This is a genomic window from Leifsonia sp. 563 (genome assembly GCF_040545055.1).
GTDB lineage: Bacteria > Actinomycetota > Actinomycetes > Actinomycetales > Microbacteriaceae > Leifsonia.
The window spans coordinates 239,225-257,304 of the sequence record NZ_JBEPLE010000002.1 but is presented as its reverse complement, the minus strand read 5'-3'; the positions used below and the strand labels follow the sequence as shown (position 1 = coordinate 257,304).

Sequence of the window (18,080 nt, the reverse complement as noted above, 5' to 3'; positions counted from 1 at the left end):
CGCACCACGAGAACGCACCACGAATCATCGAAGGAGATGCACACAGTGAGGAAGTCAACGCTGAGGACCATCGGCGCGGTGGTCGGCGTGGCCGCCGCTGCGGCCACGGTCCTGACCGGCTGCTCGAGCTCCGGCGGAGGGACCTCGTCGTCCTCCGGCGGCAAGGTCACCCTGTCCTACGTCAACTGGGACGGCGGCATGCAGGCCGTCGTCGACGAGTGGAACAAGGCCAACCCGGACATCCAGGTCAAGCTGACCAAGCCGTCCGGCACCGGGTACACCCTGTACAACAAGCTGATCACCAACAACAAGGCCGGCACGAACCCCGACGTCACCGAGGTCGAGTACCAGGCGCTCCCGGCCCTGATCGCCAACAAGGTCGTCGTCCCGATCGACAAGTACGTCGGGGACCTCTCCGGCGACTTCTCGAAGTCGACGCTGGCGCAGGTGCAGTTCGAGGGCAAGACGTACGGCGTCCCGCAGAACGTCTGCCCGATGGTGTTCTTCTACCGCAAGGACATCTGGGACTCGCTCGGCCTGACGGCACCGAAGACCTGGGACGAGTACGCCGCCGACGCGGCGAAGATCCACGCGGCCGATCCGTCCAAGTTCATCGGCAACTTCACCGCCGCCGACCCCGGCTGGTTCGCCGGACTCGCCCAGCAGGCGGGCGCCAACTGGTGGAAGGCCTCCGGTGACGAGTGGACGGTCGCCATCAACGACGCCGCCTCCAAGAAGGTCGCCGACTACTGGAGCGGGCTCGTCAACCAGGGCGTCGTCAGCCCGGAGCCGAACTGGTCCGCCCAGTGGAACACCGACATGAACAACGGCACCCTCGTGGGCTGGGTCAGCGCGCAGTGGGCGCCCAACCAGCTGCCGTCGATCGCCAAGGACACCGCGGGCAAGTGGGTCGCGGCTCCCCTCCCCGCCTGGACGGCCGGAGACGACACCGTCGGCATCTGGGGCGGCGAGACCGAGGCCGTGACGGCCAACTCGAAGCACCCGGCCGAGGCCGCGAAGTTCGTGAAGTGGATGAACTCCTCCAAGGAGGGCGTCGCCTCGCTGATCAAGAACGTGCAGGTCTTCCCCGCGAGCCTGTCGAACCAGACGGCTCCGGAGCTTCAGACGCCGCCGCCGTTCATGTCGAACCAGCCGGACTACTACACCCTCATGGGCACGCTGGCGAAGGGCGTCCGCACCTTCGACATCTGGGGACCGAACGCGAACGTCACGTTCGACTCCTACTCGAACGCCTTCGGCGACGCACTGCAGAACAAGACGCCGCTCGCCGCGGCTCTCGACAAGATGCAGTCGAGCACAGTGTCCGACATGAAGAAGATCGGGTTCAAGGTCACGGGCTGACCTTGCTTCCCCCGGCGGGGACGGCGACCCCCACGTCGTCCCCGCCGAAACCCCACCGCATCCACCGCCCGCACCCACCGAACTGGAGACCCGCCCATGGCCGTCATCGGAGCCGGCACCGCACGGAGACCGCGCCGCAGGCGCACGCTTCTGCCCGTGTTCCTCGTCGCGCCCGCCGTCATCCTGCTGCTGTTGTTCACCGTCGCACCCGGCGTGTACGCGGTGATCCTCAGCTTCCTGCAGCTGAAGGTGGGCGGCGGACTCCTCGGCGGCGGCGATCCGACCGAGGTCTTCGCGGGCTTCGCCAACTACGTGACGACCCTCACCGACCCGGAGTTCTGGGCCAGCCTCGGACGGATGCTGCTGATCGCCCTGATCGGCGTGCCGCTCACCATCGTGCTGGCCACCCTCTTCGCTCTCTGCCTCGATGCCAAGCGCGCCCGGCTGGTCGGCGTCACCCGACTGGCGATCTTCCTCCCCTACGCGGTTCCCGGCGTCGTCGCGTCGCTGCTCTGGGGCTTCATGTACCTCCCGGCGACCAGCCCCATCGGCGGCCGCTTCATCGACTACTTCGGCAGCACCGGGATCTTCTTCTCGGTCGCGAACGTCGCGGTATGGGGCGTCGTCGGCTTCAACATGGTGATCATCTACACCGCCGTGCGCAGCCTCCCCAAGGAGCTGTTCGAGGCGGCGGAGCTCGACGGCGCCAGCGAGCTGCAGGTCGCCCTGCGCATCAAGCTGCCGCTGATCGCCCCGGCCATCACCATGGTCGCCCTGTTCTCCGTCATCGGCGCCCTGCAGCTGTTCAACGAGCCGACGACCCTGAAGCCGCTGGCGAACGCCATCTCGTCCACCTGGGTGCCGCTGATGCGCGTGTACACGGACGCGTTCGTCAACAACAGCATCTACGAGGGCGCTGCCACCTCGTTCATCCTCATCCTCATGACCGTCGCCGCAACGGTGATCGTCAACGTGATCGGCCGGCGCTTCGCCCGGAGGGAGACCCGATGACCACCGCGACCGTACGCACCCCCGACGGACCGCCGACGACGGCGGCGCGGCGATCCGACCCGCGACCGCCGCTGCGGACGCGCTCCGGTCTGCGGATCGTCCCCACCCTCATCCTCATCGTCGGCGCGCTGTACTGCGTCCTGCCGGTGCTGTGGATCCTCATCGCCTCCACGAAGACCAACGACGAGCTGTTCTCGACCCCGTCGTTCGTGCCGTCCTTCACCGGCGGCTTCTGGACCAACATGCAGGCGCTGTTCACCTACAACAACGGCATCTTCGGCCGCTGGGCGCTCAACTCGGTGATCTACGCGATCGGCGGCGGCGTGCTGTCCACCGTCATCGCGGGGGCGGCCGGGTACGCCCTCGGCAAGTACACGTTCACCGGGTCGAAGTGGATCTTCCGGCTCATCGTCGCGGCCGTGCTGCTCCCCCAGATCATGCTCGCCATCCCGCAGTTCCTGCTGCTGGCGAAGTTCGGGATGACGAACACCTACGCGTCCGTCATCCTCCCCCAGCTGGTGTCGCCGTTCGCGATCTACCTGTGCAAGATCTACGCCGAGGCGTCGGTTCCCGACGAGATCATGGAGGCCGCCAGGATCGACGGCGGCAGCGAGTGGCGCATCTTCTGGTCGGTCGGATCGCGGCTGATGATGCCGGCACTGGTGACGGTCTTCCTGCTGCAGTTCATCGGGATCTGGAACAACTTCCTCCTGCCCTTCGTGATGATCAACAACGACCAGCTCTACCCGCTGACTCTTGGGCTGTACGGCCTCATGATCATCACCGGCGGCCAGGCGGCGCAGTACTCGATCGTGATCGCGGGCGTGCTCGTGTCGATCGTGCCGCTGGCCATCCTGTTCCTGTCGCTGCAGCGCTACTGGAAGATCGATCTCATCTCGGGCGGCGTCAAGCTCTGAGGCCCGTCCTCGTCAGCGCCGAGGAGTGGATGCGCGCACGCGCACCTCGGCGGAGACCGGCGTACGCTCTCCGCCGGGTTCGCCCTGCTCGTCCGACTCGTCCGCGAGCGCGAGCTCGAGCGCACGGGCTCCGATCTCGGCCAGCGGAAGCGACACCGAGGTGAGGGCGGGAGTGACGTCGGCGACGAGCGGGATGTCGTCGAATCCCGCCACCGCCACCTCCTCGCCGGGTGCGATGCCTGCTTCGCGCAGAGCCGCCATCACCCCGATCGCCATGACATCGCTCACCGCGAAGACGCATTCGGGGCGCGCACCCGAGCGAAGCAGTTCGGCCATGGCATCCCGTCCTCCCGCGCGCGAGAACTCGGCGTGGGCGATGGAGGCCGACGGCACGACCGACCGGAAACCGTCGACGCGGTCGCGCACCGTGACGAGTTCCTCGGGGCCGGCGATGATGGCGAAGTCGCTGTAGCCGAGCGCCAGCAGCTCGCGGGCGAGCGCCGCCGCCCCGCCGTGGTTGTCGACGGCGACCGTGCGATGCTCCGGCGCTCCCCCGCCGACCACGGCCACGTTCGCACGGGCGCCCGCGAGCGGGTCGTCCGGCGCTGCGGCGGCGCTCTGGGCGTCCGGCCGCACGACGCGGCTTCCGGCGAGGACGACCGCGCGCGGGCGCTGCCCGCGGAGAGCCGCCAGTGCGGCCTGCTCGCGCGCGACCGACGCCTGGCCCGCGTAGGGTCCCGTCGCGGTGATCGTGACGATGAGGCCGCGCTCGTCCGCCACGCGCACGACACCGGAGGCGATGGAAGCGAAGTAGGGGTCGGCGATGTCGCCCACCACGAGCGCGACCACGTTGCTGGTGCCCCGGGCGACCGCCTGCGCCTGGACGTTGGGGCTGTAGCCGAGCTCGCGGGCCGAAGCGAGCACCCGCTCCTGCAGCGCCGCGTTGACCTTGCGCGTGCTGCCGTTCAGCGCGCGGGACGCGGTCGCCAGCGAGACGCCGGCATGCGCGGCGACGTCGGACAGGGTGGGGGCGTTCTCGCTCACAGCCCCAACCTACCGGCCGTCACCTGCGAGCCTACCGCCGCACCGGCGGGGTCGATGCCCGGATCACGGGGTGCGCCGGGACCGTGCGGCCCCCCGCATCCCCGTCGAGGGCACGGCGGACCGTCTCGTCGGCGACCTGGTCGAGCGGCACGTGGACGGTGGTGAGGGCGGGCACGACGTCACGGAGCGTGGTGATGTCGTCGAACCCGGCGACCGCGACGTCCTGGGGGATGCGCCGCCCGCGGTCGCGGAGCCCGCCGATCGCCCCGAGCGCCATGTCGTCGGTGATCGCGAAGACGAGCTGGATGTTCGCGAGCTCGTCGTCGGGCAGCGAGCGGATGTGCTCGCGGGCTCCCTCCCACGAGAACTCGGGATACGCGACGGCCGCCTCCCCTCCGAACCCTTCGACGAATCCGTCGACGCGCTGCTGCATGGAGAGAAGCGGGGTGGCGCTTCCGAGCACGAGCGCGCGCCGGTAGCCGAGCGTCGTGAGCTCCGCGGCGAGCTCGCGTGCGCCCTCGCGGTTGTCGAAGGTGACGGTCTCGAAGGGAAGGTCGGTCCGGCTGATCAGCACGACCCGGCCGCCGGTTTCCTCGAAGCGGCGCAACTCGGCCACCAGCTCGTCCCCGTTGGGCGGATCGACGTACCCGGTGCCCGCCAGCACGATCGCCTGCGGCTGCTGTCCGCGCAGTTCGCGCACCAGCTCCAGCTCGCGGTCCACCCGGCGGTCGGTCACGGCGATCGAGACGCGCATCCCGTACTCCGCCGCCTGCTTCATGAGCTCGGAGGCCATGGCCGAGAAGTACGGGTCCGAGATCCCGCTGATCACCAGGGCGATGGTCCGGGAGGTGCCGCGCGCGATCACCTGTGCGGCCAGGTTGGGCGTGTAACCCAGCTCGCGGGCGGCATCGAGCACCCGGCGCCGGTAGCTGTCTGCGACGGTCCGCGCGCTTCCGTTGAGCACCCGGGACGCGGTCGGCTGTGAGACGCCGGCCCGCCGCGCGACGTCGGTCAGAGTGACGGGACGTCGGGGCGCCGCCTCGCTCTTCGCCTCACCCACACGGCAACAGTACCGGCTCCGCCACCGCCTGGGAATGCGCATACCGGGCGCGGCGGGATGTCTGCTCGGCTCAGTTGGCCGGTATCGCGGCGCCGACGAGCTCGACCTGGGCGCCATCCCATTCGCCGGGTCGCGTCCACCGCACATTGTCCGGCGTCAGCCGCCGGCCGCACGAGACGCAGACATCGGCCGCCTCGGCGCGCGCTCCGCACGCGACGCAGTTGATACCGAGGCGACCGGGTCGGGGTTCCGGCCCGTGCTCGTCGGCCCACAGGGCGAATGCGTGCAGGATGGGCAAGGTTGCGGCGCCGGACTCCGTCAGCCGGTACTCCGCCCGCGGGCGCGCCCCGTCGCCCGCGGTGGACCGCTCGAGCAGACCGCTCTCGACCATCGTGCGCAGCCGGGCGCTCAGCGCCTTGTCGGTGATGCCGGTCCGGGAGGCGAACTCCTCGAAGCGGCTGGCACCGGCGAACGCCTCGCGCAGGATGAGCAGCACCCAGGGGTCGCCGACGACATCGATGCCCCGGGCGATGGTGCACGGGCGGGTCGACCAATCGGATCTCAGCGGCATGTCGTCCTCCTGCAGCTAGCTTAGCGCTAGCACTCCTGAATGCTCGATCAGGATCCGAGCTTGCGCTCCAGCGTCAGCCTGTGGCCTACTTGATCCGTGGCCGACTTGCTTGAAGCTAGTAAAAACGAGACGCGAGGTTCCCGACTGGGACTGACGTTCTTCGTGGTCGCCACCGGGAGTGTGCTCGCCTCCCTCGACCTCTTCATCGTCAACATCGCGTTCGGCTCGATCAGCGCCAGCTTTCCCGGCGTGCAGCCTCAGCAGCTCGCCTGGGTGCTCAACGCCTATGGCATCGCCTTCGCAGCGCTCCTGATCCCGTTCGGCCGACTGGCCGACGTCGTGGGCAGGAAGCGGACCTTCGTGACCGGTCTGGTCGTGTTCGTCGTCGCCAGCGCGGTCTGCTCGATCGCGCCCGGGATCGGGGTGCTGATCGCGGCACGCGCCGTGCAGGGAGCGGCCGCTGCCGCGATCATCCCGACCAGCCTCGGACTCCTCCTCACCACGGCACCGCGAGAGCGGCACACCCGGCTCGTCAGCGTCTGGGCGGCCACCGGCTCCATCGCCGCCGCCCTGGGGCCGACGGTCGGCGGCCTGCTCGTGCAGGTCGACTGGCGCTTCATCTTCCTCATCAACGTCGTTCTCGCGCTACCGGCACTGATCGTCCTCCCCCGCGTGCCCTCCGTGCCCGGCTCGGGCGGTCGGCGACCCGATCTCCTCGGTTCGCTCGCTCTCGCCGCCGCGGCCGCGCTGGTGGTCTGGACCGTCTCGTACAGCTCCGACCCCGACGTGAGCCTCTGGCAACTCGGCGTCGGCGCGCTGCTCGCCGCGCTCTTCGCGGTGCTGTTCGTGTGGAGGAGCCGGCGGGCGGCGGTCCCCGCCGTGAATCTGCAGGTGTTCGGCGATCACGGCTTCCGCGCCGCCTCGGCCGGCATGTTCTTCTTCTACGCGGGCTTCGGCATCATGCTCGTCGGCGCGCCGCTGGTGCTCACCGGCCCGCTCGGGCTGTCTCCGGCCGTCGCCGGCATCGCCTTCGGTGCCGGACCCGCCGCCGCCGTGGTCTCCACCATCGTCGCGGGGCGCCTCCCGTCCACCCCGCGCACCCTCGGCCTCCTCGGCGGTGCACTGTTCGCGCTGGGCGGGCTGTGGTGGACCATCCTGCTCACCGCCGGCGGCTCGTTCTGGTGGGGTTACCTCCCCGGCATCGTGCTGACGGGTCTCGGAGCCGGTCTCGCGCAGACGGCGTTCATCGCCGGCGGGACGGCGGGCCTCCCCCAGCACGAATACTCGGCCGGCGCGGGCGTGCTCAACACCGCGCGCCAGATCGGCTCGGCCATCGGAGTCGCGGTCTTCGTGGCGCTCACGCTCGGAGCGACGAGCTCCCTCACCGGGTACACCGGCGCCTGGGCGGTACTGACCGCGGGCGGCGTTCTGGCCGTCCTGGCAGCGTGGGCGATCCGCGATCGGTCGGCGGAGGGCGGTCGATGAGATACCTGATCGTGGGGGCAGGGGCCGTCGGCGGCTATCTCGCTGCGCTGCTCCAGGAGTCCGACCACAGGGTGACGCTGCTGGTCCGGCCGGAGCGGGCACGCATCCTCGCGCGGGACGGGCTGGTGCTGGCCGAACCGGACGGCTCGACCTCCGCCTTCCCGATGGAGACCGTCACGGCGGACACCGTGCGCCCCGAGTACGACGTCGTGCTCCTGTCGGTGAAGGCGTACGCCCTGCCAGGGGCCATCGCCGACCTGCGCGGCGCGATCGGACCGGGCACGGTCGTCATCCCGTCCCTCAACGGCATCGCCCACATCGAGGCGCTCGACGCCGCGTTCCCCGGGCAGGTCCTCGGCGGCGTCTGCCTCACGGCGACCGAGCTGCGGGACGACGGCGCGATCCGGATCCTCCGGCCCGGGGCCACCCTCGGCTTCGGCGAGCTCGACGGGCGGGACACCGAGCGCGTGCGCCGGATCGCGGACGACCTGAGCGATTCGCCCATCGAGAGCTCCGCGTCGACCACCATCGTCGCGGACATGTGGGAGAAGTGGCTGCTGCTCGCGTCCGGCGGTGCGACCAACACCCTCCTGGGGGCGGATGTGGGCCGCATCGTCGCGGCGGACGGCGGCGCACGGACGGCGGAAGCCGTGGTCGACGAGGTCGTCGACGTGATGACGCGCGCCGGTCATGCGCCGCGGACGGATGCCGTCCAGCGTGCGCGCGGCGTCCTCACCGAGGCGGGGTCGCACTTCACGACCTCGATGTACCGCGATCATCGCGCGGGCCGTCCGGTCGAGGTGGAAGCGGTGCTGGGCGACCTCGTGCGCCGCGCCGACCGCCTCGACACCCCGGCGCCCCTGCTCGCGGCCGCCGCGGCCGCGCTCCGCATCGTCCCCGAGTCGTGACGAACGCGTCGGGACTCACACGTACCGGCCGACGCGTCGCTCACATGGCGAGCATCGCGACGAGCATCCCGCCGCACACAGCGGCCGATACGACGGTATGCAGGCGGCGCACCCGGCGAGCCAGCACCAGGCGGCCGATCAGCCAGCCAGCCACCGCGATGGCGACGAGCGCCGGGCCGACCGGGCCGCCGACGGACGGGTCCAGGTGTCGGTGCGGGGACGCGACAGCCGAGCCCACGACACCAGCCGGAACGGGAGCAGCCGAGAAGGCCATCCCCACCATGACGAGGAGCATGGCCCAGAGGTCGACCACATGCTCGCGCGCGAACGGGGATCGGCGGGCGATCCGCCCGTAGCCGCAGGCGAGCAGGGCGAGTGCGACAGCGCCCGCGCAGAGCGCCGCCGCGTTCCCGGCGGCGCAGGCGAGCGCCATCACCCCGACCGCGGGCAGCTCGTGCACGAGGGTGCCCGCCGTCCGGTGCGCGCGCCGGCGACGGCGCACCGCGGCGCCGGCGGTGGATGCGGTCGCGACCGCCCCCGCCGCCGGCGCCACAGCCGCCCCCATGGTCACGCGCGCCAGACGGTCTTCACGTTGGTGAACTCGCGGATGCCGAACGCCGACAGCTCGCGCCCGTACCCGGAGTCCTTGATGCCGCCGAAGGGCAGCTGCGGGAAGGATGCGGTGAGCCCGTTGACGAAGACGCCGCCGGCCTCGATGCGGTCCTGGAAGAAGGCGGCCTCGTCATCATCCTGCGTCCACACGCTGGAGCTCAGGCCGAAGTCCGAGTCGTTCGAGCGCTCGACGGCCTCCTCGGCCGACTCGACCCGGTACAGGCACGCGACCGGCCCGAAGCACTCCTCGCGGAAGATGCGCATCTCGGGGGTGACATCGCGCAGCACCGTCGCCGGGTAGAACCAGCCGGGGCCGTCCGGTAGCTCGCCTCCGGCCAAGAGGGTCGCACCCTTGGCGACGGCGTCTTCGACCAGCTGGTGGGTGTCGCGACGCACCTGCTCGGTGGCCAGCAGGCCGAACGACGTTCCCTCGTCGAACGGGTCGCCGACGACCTGCGCGCGCATCCCCGCGACGAAGGCCTCCTCGAACGCGTCGTAGACGTCCGCGTGGACGTAGTACCGCTTGGCGGCGATGCAGCTCTGACCCGAGTTCTGCACGCGCGCGTTCACCCCGGCTGCGGCCGCCGCTGCGATGTCGGCCGACGGCATCACGACGAAAACGTCCGTGCCGCCGAGCTCCAGCACCGACTTCTTGATGTTGCGTCCCGCCGCCTCCGCCACAGACGATCCCGCCCCGACCGAACCGGTGAGCGTGACCGCGCGGATGCGGCGGTCGTCGATCAGAGGCGCCACCGCGCCGCCCTCCACGAGGACGGTCTGGAACGCTCCGGCCGGGAACCCGGCCCGCTCGAACAGCGAACCGAGGTAGAGCGCGCTCTGCGGAACGCTGGAGGCGTGCTTCAGGATGCCGGTGTTGCCGGCCATGAGCGCGGGGGCCGCGAACCGGATCACCTGCCAGAACGGGTAGTTCCACGGCATGACCGCCAGCACCGTCCCGATCGGCTGGTAGCGGACGCTCACCGCCGAGGCGCCGACGTCGCCCGCCGCGACCGGACGCTCTTCGGCGAGGTACTCCGCGGCGTGGTCCGCGTACCAGCGCATGCCGCGCGCCGACTTCGACACCTCGTACTTCGCCGTCCCGATGGTCTTGCCCATCTCGGTCGTGACGAGCGCGGCGACCTCGTCGAGCTCGGCGTCGAGGAGGTCGGCGGCGGCGCGCATCCACGCGCCCCGCTGCTCGAACGTCGTGTCCGCGAGCCCGCGGTAGGCGGCCTCGGCCGCGGCGAGGATCTCCTCCAGCTGCTCGGCCGTGTGCGGCTCGAACGTCTTGAGCGTCTCGCCGGTGGTGGGGTTGATGGTGGCGATGGCCATGGTTACTCCTTTGTTGTGACGGCCGATGGGATGCGCGCGCGGCTCACACCGCGATGCGCCTGGCCAGCTCGACGGCGCCGGCGACCGGTGCGTCCGTGAGCGGCACGACGGTGAGTCCGGGATGCGCGGCCGCGACCGCCCCGGAGAAGGCCGCAAGCAGCCGCGGCTGGTGGGCGAACACACTGCCGCCCACCACGATGTGCGACCCGGCGGCGCCCCGGGCGATCAGGCGGCCGATCAGCGCAGCGAGCTCGGAGGCGGCCCGGTCGATGACGGAGACGGCGAGGGCGGAGCCGCCGTCCGCCGCCGCGAAGACGGCGACGGCGCGCGGGCCCCAGTTCTCCGGTGTCGGGTCGTCGTTGACGGCGCGGGCGAGTGCCGGCGCGGACGACACCCCGAACGCGCGCTCCAGAGCGGCGAGGAGGCCGTCGTCCGGTGCGCCGTCGTCGTCGGCGCGGAGAGCGGCGATGGTGGCGTCACGGACGATGGCGGGTGCACCGCCCTCGTCGCCGATGACCCATCCCCAGCCGCCGGCGAACAGGGTACGGCCGGACGCATCCGCGCCCACGGCGATGGATCCGGTCCCGGCGATCACGCCGATGCCCTCCCGCAGGCCCGCGGCCGGGACGAGCAGTTCGGCGTCGTTGACGACGGCCGCGCGGTAGCCCAGCTCGCCGAGGGCGGCGCGGAGCTCACGGGCGTGCTCGACGGTGTCGAGGCCCTGGGCGCCGACGCCGAGAGCGGAGACGGTCGCGCCCTCGGGCAGCACGTGCCGGATGCGGGCGTGCAGCCACCGAGCGGCGCCGCCTGCCGGGGATGCGCTCCATTCATCCGCCGGCAGGGCGACGTCGGCGACGCGTGAGCCGTCGAGGGTCTCAGCACGCACGCCGAGCTTGGTGCCACCGGCATCCAAGCCCACGATCAAAGGGGAGGCGGTCATCCGACGCACCCCGCTTGGAGGCAGCGCCCACCCGGGGCATCCAAGCCCACGATCAAAGGAAGCGCGGACGCGGTCACGCGGCGCCCCCCGCATCCACCGACACCTTGGTGTCCGCGTTGTGGAACACGAACTCCTCGATGTCCACCCCGCGCACCTCGGCCACGGCGCCGACCAGGATCTGCATCACCAGCGCCTCGAGCACCGCGCGCTGGGCGGCGGGGAGTTTGGGCAGGCGCACCGGGTGCAGAGTGCTCGTGGCAGCGACGGACTCGGCCGAGATGAGCACGACGTGGTGGCCGGCATCCGCCAGCGTCGTCGCCAGATCGAGTTCCCGGCTGTCGCCGAAGACCACATGCACCCCGTCGCCCGCCGACTCCATCGAGCCGTGCAGGTACTGCCGCGTGCTCATCCCGGTCGCCGGGATGCGGGCCACCTCACGGAACAGCAGCGCACCCGCCTCGGCCGATCCGACCGCCGGTCCCGCGCCGACGAAATCGCTCGACGAGACCGTCGCGAACAGTTCGGCGAGCGCCGAGACCGGAGCAGTCAGCCGATCCTCCACCTCGGCGAACGTCTCGGCCAGCCGCGCCCATCCGGCATCGGGCGTCCCGCCGTCCCAGACGTCGGCGAGCAGCCCGAGCGCCGCGACGGTCGCCGTGTACCCCAGGGTCGAGGCGTAGCTGTCGGCCAGGTTGCCGAGCGACAACGTCGAGGCGATGCGCCCGATCGGAGACGGCTCGCTGTTCACGACCGCGAAGCGCAGCTCCTCCGGCACCGACTCGAGCACCGCCAAGGTCTCGGCGCTGCGGCCGCTCTGCGAGATCCCGACGATGGGATGCACGCTCGGCGGGAACGGCACGGGGTAGTCCCCGGCGCCGAGGCGCAACGAGTGGATGCCGCGCGAGCGCAGCTCCCAGACCGGCGCGCACGCCGCGGCGAGGCTCGCGCCGATCCCGACGAAGATCGGGCCGGGTCCCGCGAGCTGGCCGAGCGCCGAGCGTGCTTCGACCTGATCGGCGATCAGCGGGATCGCCCGGCCGAGCTCCTCCGCCTGCGTCGCCCGCGCGGACGCGTACGTGATGTACCCCTTCATCGGAGTCCCCCTGACTGTGCTGGGCTGGTTGCTCGCGAGCCGGTTGCTGCCGAGCTGGATGGTGTGGTCGCTGCGCTCGGGTCCCAGTCGGACGGGAGCGGCTCGACGGGCGGCGCCGTACTGTCGATGGCGACGGGCACGCCGGAGCGCGCCGACTCCTCGACCGCGAGCATGACCTCGAGCGTGTGGAACGCGAGCGGGCCGGACGCACGCGGGGGCCGGCCGTCGCGCAGGGCGCGGGCAAACTCCAGCACTCCGACACCGCGTTCGCGGTGGGCTCCCGGCGGGGGGACCTCGCTCCAGGCGTGGTCGCGGTCGTCGCCGGCGAGCACCCGCGTCGGTCCGTCGAAGCCGCTGACCGGCACCTCGAGCACGCCCTCCGATCCGGTGATCTCGAACGCCTGCCGCCGCCGTGGCGAGTCGAAGCTGTACACGGAGGTGCCGACCACACCGGAGGCGAACCGCGTCAGCACGCTGAGATGTGTGTCGACCTCGACGGGGAACCGCAGACCCGCGTCCGGTCCCGACCCGACGACGCGGTCGGCGCGCGGACGCTGGCCCATCGCCTCCACTTGGACGATCGGGCCGAGCAGCTGGATCATCGTGCTGACGTAGTACGGGCCGATGTCGAACAGCGGACCGGCGCCCCGGGCGAACAGGAACTGCGGCCGCGGGTGCCAGGCATCCGGTCCAGGGCCCTGCATGAGGGTGAGCAGCGTCCTGGGCTCTCCGACCGCACCGTCGAGCAGCAGCCGCTGCGCGTTCTGAATGCCCTCGCCGAGGATCGTGTCTGGCGCGTTGGCCACGACGACGCCGGCCTCCTCCGCTGCGTCGAGCACCGCGCGGGCCGACGCCAGGTCGAGCGTGAGGGGCTTCTCGCCCCAGACGTGCTTGCCCGCAGCGATGGCGGCGAGCGCGACGTCGGCGTGGGCGGCCGGAATGGTCAGGTTGACGACGATCTCGATGTCGTCGCGTGCCAGGAGGTCGGCGACGGTGGGTGCGGCCTCCACGCCGTACCGGTCGGCCTGCGCCGCGGCGCGCTCGACGTCGAGGTCGGCGATCGCGACCACCCGCACATCCGGGTACGTCGCGAGCGAGCGCAGGTACTCGTCCGAGATGTTTCCTGCGCCGACGATCCCGACGACGGTGGCGGTCATGCGTCCACCGCCCGCGGGAGGCGCTCGGCGAAGAACGCGGCGTTGCGCTCGACGAGCGGGAACACATCCCCCTCGTGCACGACCACCTCGACCACCGGAAGCTCCAGCGATCGGGCGGCGGCGATGGCCGCCGTGACGTCGAACGGGTTGGTGCCGTCCTCCTTGACGTGCAGGAAGCGCACCCGGTCGCCGAGTCTCGGGATGAGGCCGAGCACGTCCTCGCCGCCGACCGCCGCCCAGTAGGTGTCGAGCTCCAGCACGACAGCGGGGTCGAGCGCATCGACCAGCACGTCGTAGGCCGTCCGGCCGTCGACCGACTGCGAGAACTCGAAGTCGTGGTTGTGGTACCCGATCCGGATGCCGCGGTCGGCCGCCACCGGAACCACCGCGTTGATCGCGTCGGCGAGGGCCAGCACGCCGTCGCGATCGGCGATGCTCACCGGCGGCACGAAGGGGACAATGACGGTCTCGATGCCGAGGCTCTCCGCCGCATCGAGCACGGCGTCGCGGTCGAGCTCCGTGATCTTGGCGTGCGCGGTCGACGCGATGAGACCCGTGGCGGCGAGCGCGGCGCGCAGGCCCGCGGTGTCGCTCAGGATGTCGTACGGCTCCACATGGGTGAATCCGTAACCCGCCAGGCGTTCGAGAGTGCCCTCGAGCCGGTCCGGGCCGATGTCCTCGCGGACGCTGTACAGCTGGATTCCGAGACTCACGCGCCGTGCCCTCCGTGATCGTGCGTGTGCGCATCCGCGTGGCCGTCGCCGTGCCCGTGATGACCGGGCGCGCAGTGGTCGCCGACCGACTCCGGGATGTCGAGGGTCGGGTTGGCACCGAAGAACCCGTGCGGCTTGAGCACGAACCCCGCCGAGTCGACCGGCATCACCGGCCAATCCTCGATGCGCGGGAAGTGCGTCAGCCCGAAGGTGTGCCAGAGCACGATGTCGGCGTTGTCGACGTCGCGGTCCGCCGCCGTCCACTTCGGGAGGCCGGCGCCGCCCGGGTGCATATTGACGAAGTCGCCCGCCGGGTACAGCTCGGCGGGTTCGTAGGGCGTGACCCACAGGTGCTTGGCCGAGTAGGTGGCGCGCTGGTGAATGTCGGAGAGCTCGTCGGCCAGCAGGGCGGGTTTCCCCTCCGGGTAGAGCACGTACCCGACGGCGCCGCCGAGCCGGTTCCTCCTGCCCGGGTTCGAGACGAGCCAGACCCGGTTCTTCGCGTTGTCCGCCATCCGCTGCGCCTCCTTCTCCGTGCGCAGCCGGGTGACCGTCTGGGTGATGCCGGTGCCGGTCGGGTTCTCCGGCCCGCGCGGGACGAGCACCGCCTCCAGCTCGTCGACCGCGTTCTCCACGCCGTCGACCATCATGTCGAGGCGCGCCGAGAAGAGGTGCTGGTGATACGGCGCCCCGAGGCCGGGAGCGAGCTCCGACGCGTAGGCGTAGCCCGGGCCCGGGTACGCGGAGGTGAACACGACGCCGGTGGCCTTCACCTCCAGCTCGATGTTGCCGTCGAGCGAGAAGTACCAGTAGAAGCCGTAGTCGTAGTTGCCCACGGTCACGAAGAAGCTGACCACCAGCCGGCGGTTGCGGCGGGAGTCGCTCGAGCCGTTCCAGTTGTCGAAGTGCTTCCAGAGGATCCCGGCGTCCTCCTCGTGGATGCAGATCGCCTGGGGGATGACGCGCACGTTCCCGGCGTTGTCGGCGAGGGTCGCATCCAGATACGTGATGTCTCCGACGCAGTCGCAGCCGAGCTCCAGCGAGTTCGCGAAGCCGCCCAGCAGGTACTCGCCGCAGTCGAAGAAGTTCTGGAACCAGCGCTGCGGGCTGGGGTCGCCGTAGGGCACCATCATCTCGGCGATGGATGCGCGGTAGAGCACCGGGCGCTGCACCCCGTCGTCCGCGATGGACACGTTGTGGAAGACCAGCCCCTCGCGCTGGTCGAACGACACCTGCAGCTTCCAGCCCAGCCACGACAGGACGCCGTTCTCGTCGATGGTGAAGCTCGGACCGTCCGGCTGGCTGATCTCGATCGGCTTGAGGCCTGCGCGCTCGGGCTTCCCCACCCACTCCGGGAGGTGGAAGTTGCCGTCCTCCTGCGGCACGGGCAGCTCGACGTAGTCGATCACGTCGAGCACCTCGCGGGTCACGACGTCCACCATCACCGTCACGCCGTCGACGGGATGCGCCCAGCCGAGGTCGTCCGGCGTCTTCTGCACGAAGGTGAAGCAGCGCTGGATGCGTCGACCGGCCTCGTCGGTCGCCGGAGCGCCGGCCGAGAGCGGGTTCACGCGCAGTGTCGAAATGTCGGTGAGGCCGCGCTTCGCCATGGCCGCGAGCCAGCGCTCGTCCTGGTGGACGATCTCCTCGACGAGCCCGAACTCGGCCAGCACCACCGGAACCTGGCCGTCTGCCGGGTCGAGCTCCACCACCGACACCAGGCGGTCCTCCGCCGGGCAGACGACGACGTCGTGGGACGCCCCCGTGGCGAAGTCCACCAGCATCGCGCGGAACCGGCGGGCCTCCGGCCGGGACCCCGGGGCGAGCAGAGTGCGCTTGTCCTGCTCGAGCAGGCCGAAATAGGACACATGTCCGTCGGGCCCGAGCAGCCCCTCCCGCTCGAGGATCGCCCGCGAGGCGGCGACCTCCTCCGGCCGGAGGCTCGCCAGGGCGGCCGCGATGGCGGCGTCGGCCTCCGGGTCCGCGTACGGTGCGGTAGGCGCTTGGGCGGTTTCGGTCACGTCAGGACTCCGTTCGGTTGTGGCGGGAGAAGTAGGTGCGCAGGCGATAGCGGTCGCCGGCGTACTGGACGGTCGAGGCGAGCACCGCCCGCTCCGACCGGTTGCGCACCACCTGGTGCATCACGAGGGTCGGTGTTCCCGGCTGGACGCCGAGCTGGCCGGCGACGTCGGCGCTCGCCTCGCGCGCCTCGATGGTCGTCTCCGCGTTGGCGAGCTCGTTGCCGGTCTCGGTGAGCGCCTCGTACAGCGAGGAGGTCTCGAAGTCGTAGCTCTCGGCGTCCGGAAGCAGGGCGGCCGGGATGAGCGCCCAGTCGAGGGCGATCGGAACGCCGCCGAGCATCCGCACGCGGCCCAGCCGGAAGATCGGGAGGCCCGGGGCGATGCCGAGCAATTCGGCGTCGTCGATGGTGGAGGGGGCGACGCTCGCCTGCAGCACGCGCGAGCTCGCCGCCAGCCCCATCCGCTCGGCCGTCTCGCTGAACGACTCGAGGCTGTTCGGCCACTCGTTGCGCTGATCGCTCTCGCCGGACACGTACCAGCCCCGGCCGTGCGACGGCGCGAGCGCGCCGTCCTCGACGAGGGCCTGCAGTGCTTTGCGGAGAGTGACGCGGCTGATCCCGAGCGTCAGGCAGAGCTCCCGCTCGGGTGGAAGGCGCGCGCCAGCGGGCAGTGAGCCGGAGGCGATCCGCTCGCGCAGGGAGTCGGCCGCCTGCATCCAGAGCGGGTCCGGGTAGTCGGTCCGGACGACGCCCGTCGTGGTCGGTGTCGTCGTCATCGCTCGAGGCTCACCGTCTCCCAGACGCCCGAGCGCATCGAGGCGTAGCAGGCGTCGAGGATGCAGTTGACGACGAAGCCGTCGTCGAACGTCTCGTCCGGCTCCCGCCCCTCGGCGAAGCGCTCGACGAAATGCCGCATCTCCTGGCTGAACCCGTAGGCGCGCGCCTCCTCCGGGACCGGGTAGACCCATCCCGTCTCGGCGTCCGCCTTCTCGACCAGGTAACCGGCGGGATTCTCGATAAAGCCCCAGACCGGAGTGTGCGACGTGTCGGTGACGAGGCGCCCGGCGGTGCCGACGAGCTCGTGGCGCAGCTGCATCCCGCCCTTCTCGATCCACGACGACTCGATCTGCGCCAGCTGACCGCCCGCGAACTTCAGGAGGGCGATGGCGGTGTCCTCTCCGGTGGTCTTGTCCGCGTGGGCCATCGTCGCGCCCCACGCGAAGACCTCGGTGACCGGGTTTTCCTTCCCGAAGAAGTGGCGTGCGGACTCGACGGTGTGGCAGCCCATGTCGAGCAGGGCTCCACCGCCGGCCGTCTCGGCGTCCCAGAAGTGCGGGGCGTGCGGGCCGGAGTGCGCCTCCCGCGCCCGCATGGTGAGCGGGTCGCCGATGGCGCCGGCGACGACCATCTGGTGGGCCTTCGCGATGTTCGGCGAGAAGACCGAGCTCTCCGCATAGCCGTGCCAGACACCGGCGTCGCGCACGATGCGGAGGATCTCCGCCGCCTCTGCTCCGGTGCGGGCGAGCGGCTTGGTGCACACGATGCCCTTGCCCGCGGCCGCGGCGATGCGGACCGCCTCGACGTGCACCTCGTTGGGGAGGGCGATGACGACGAGGTCGATCTCCGGGTCGGCGCACAGGGCAGCCATGTCGTCGTACTGACGCGGGATGGGGCCCCACTTCTCGGCGAAGGCCTGAGCGCGGGCGAGGTCGCGCGAGTAGGTGGCGACGAGCTCGGCCCCGCGGACGTCTTGGAGGGCGTCCGCGTACGTGTCGGCGATGAAGCCGGAACCGAGGAGTCCTACTCGAATCACATTTCCTCCTGCTGGAACGGGTGTGATCGCCATAGTAGCCAT

The 18,080-nt window shown here is 71.0% G+C and carries 17 protein-coding genes; 5 read left to right on the top strand and 12 right to left on the bottom strand.

Annotated elements, in window-relative coordinates; genetic code table 11:
- The first annotated feature begins 45 nt into the window (after window positions 1-45).
- From ABIC47_RS08255 to ABIC47_RS08245, 3 genes are all read left to right on the top strand, one after another.
- On the top strand, window positions 46-1,362 hold the full coding sequence (locus ABIC47_RS08255) for an extracellular solute-binding protein (RefSeq protein ID WP_354479267.1): 1,317 nt from the start codon (window positions 46-48) through the stop codon (window positions 1,360-1,362).
- Window positions 1,363-1,458: 96 nt separating this feature from the next.
- Window positions 1,459-2,373, top strand: coding sequence for a carbohydrate ABC transporter permease (locus tag ABIC47_RS08250; RefSeq protein WP_018189863.1), 915 nt, complete (start codon window positions 1,459-1,461; stop codon window positions 2,371-2,373).
- Window positions 2,370-3,290, top strand: a complete 921-nt coding sequence (locus ABIC47_RS08245; protein ID WP_018189862.1) for a carbohydrate ABC transporter permease — start codon at window positions 2,370-2,372, stop codon at window positions 3,288-3,290. Before ABIC47_RS08250 ends, ABIC47_RS08245 begins: the two co-directional genes overlap by 4 nt.
- Window positions 3,291-3,302: 12 nt before the next feature.
- Here ABIC47_RS08245 and ABIC47_RS08240 read toward each other — a convergent pair whose 3' ends face one another.
- The 3 genes from ABIC47_RS08240 to ABIC47_RS08230 all read right to left on the bottom strand — a co-directional run bounded on the left by ABIC47_RS08240 (window position 3,303) and on the right by ABIC47_RS08230 (window position 5,965).
- Entirely contained in the window at window positions 3,303-4,334 is a 1,032-nt protein-coding gene (locus ABIC47_RS08240; RefSeq protein ID WP_354479264.1) for a LacI family DNA-binding transcriptional regulator, read from the bottom strand.
- Window positions 4,335-4,365: 31 nt separating this feature from the next.
- The gene (locus ABIC47_RS08235; RefSeq protein ID WP_354479261.1) at window positions 4,366-5,394 is read right to left on the bottom strand and encodes a LacI family DNA-binding transcriptional regulator; all 1,029 of its coding nucleotides are present in this window, start codon (window positions 5,392-5,394) and stop codon (window positions 4,366-4,368) included.
- Window positions 5,395-5,464: 70 nt separating this feature from the next.
- Window positions 5,465-5,965, bottom strand: a complete 501-nt coding sequence (locus tag ABIC47_RS08230; RefSeq protein ID WP_354479258.1) for a winged helix-turn-helix transcriptional regulator — start codon at window positions 5,963-5,965, stop codon at window positions 5,465-5,467.
- 96 nt (window positions 5,966-6,061) lie between these two features.
- On the opposite strand from ABIC47_RS08230, the gene ABIC47_RS08225 reads away from it, so the two are divergent.
- Window positions 6,062-7,450: an MFS transporter gene (locus ABIC47_RS08225; protein ID WP_354479256.1), complete on the top strand. Its 1,389-nt coding sequence runs from the start codon at window positions 6,062-6,064 to the stop codon at window positions 7,448-7,450.
- Entirely contained in the window at window positions 7,447-8,358 is a 912-nt protein-coding gene (locus tag ABIC47_RS08220) for a 2-dehydropantoate 2-reductase (protein ID WP_354479253.1), read from the top strand. The genes ABIC47_RS08225 and ABIC47_RS08220 overlap by 4 nt, the downstream gene beginning before the upstream one ends.
- Window positions 8,359-8,398: 40 nt before the next feature.
- Here ABIC47_RS08220 and ABIC47_RS08215 read toward each other — a convergent pair whose 3' ends face one another.
- The 9 genes from ABIC47_RS08215 to ABIC47_RS08175 all read right to left on the bottom strand — a co-directional run bounded on the left by ABIC47_RS08215 (window position 8,399) and on the right by ABIC47_RS08175 (window position 18,038).
- Window positions 8,399-8,923: a hypothetical protein gene (locus ABIC47_RS08215; protein ID WP_354480122.1), complete on the bottom strand. Its 525-nt coding sequence runs from the start codon at window positions 8,921-8,923 to the stop codon at window positions 8,399-8,401.
- Window positions 8,924-8,925: 2 nt separating this feature from the next.
- A complete protein-coding gene (gene aldh, locus ABIC47_RS08210; protein ID WP_354479250.1) occupies window positions 8,926-10,302 on the bottom strand; it encodes an aldehyde dehydrogenase AldH in 1,377 nt (458 codons plus the stop codon).
- Between the two features lie 43 nt (window positions 10,303-10,345).
- Window positions 10,346-11,242 carry a BadF/BadG/BcrA/BcrD ATPase family protein gene (locus ABIC47_RS08205; RefSeq protein ID WP_354479247.1) on the bottom strand — a complete coding sequence of 299 codons (897 nt, stop codon included), beginning with the start codon at window positions 11,240-11,242 and terminating at the stop codon, window positions 10,346-10,348.
- 73 nt (window positions 11,243-11,315) lie between these two features.
- A complete protein-coding gene (locus tag ABIC47_RS08200) occupies window positions 11,316-12,335 on the bottom strand; it encodes an SIS domain-containing protein (protein ID WP_354479244.1) in 1,020 nt (339 codons plus the stop codon).
- Complete coding sequence (locus ABIC47_RS08195) at window positions 12,332-13,492, bottom strand: Gfo/Idh/MocA family protein (protein WP_354479242.1); 1,161 nt, start codon at window positions 13,490-13,492, stop codon at window positions 12,332-12,334. Before ABIC47_RS08195 ends, ABIC47_RS08200 begins: the two co-directional genes overlap by 4 nt.
- Window positions 13,489-14,205, bottom strand: a complete 717-nt coding sequence (locus ABIC47_RS08190) for a sugar phosphate isomerase/epimerase family protein (RefSeq protein ID WP_354479240.1) — start codon at window positions 14,203-14,205, stop codon at window positions 13,489-13,491. The genes ABIC47_RS08195 and ABIC47_RS08190 overlap by 4 nt, the downstream gene beginning before the upstream one ends.
- Entirely contained in the window at window positions 14,202-16,226 is a 2,025-nt protein-coding gene (locus ABIC47_RS08185) for a primary-amine oxidase (RefSeq protein ID WP_354479237.1), read from the bottom strand. Before ABIC47_RS08185 ends, ABIC47_RS08190 begins: the two co-directional genes overlap by 4 nt.
- Before the next feature lies 1 nt (window position 16,227).
- On the bottom strand, window positions 16,228-17,001 hold the full coding sequence (locus tag ABIC47_RS08180; RefSeq protein ID WP_018189849.1) for a GntR family transcriptional regulator: 774 nt from the start codon (window positions 16,999-17,001) through the stop codon (window positions 16,228-16,230).
- Window positions 16,998-18,038, bottom strand: a complete 1,041-nt coding sequence (locus ABIC47_RS08175) for a Gfo/Idh/MocA family protein (protein WP_354479233.1) — start codon at window positions 18,036-18,038, stop codon at window positions 16,998-17,000. The genes ABIC47_RS08180 and ABIC47_RS08175 overlap by 4 nt, the downstream gene beginning before the upstream one ends.
- Between the last annotated feature and the right edge of the window lie 42 nt (window positions 18,039-18,080).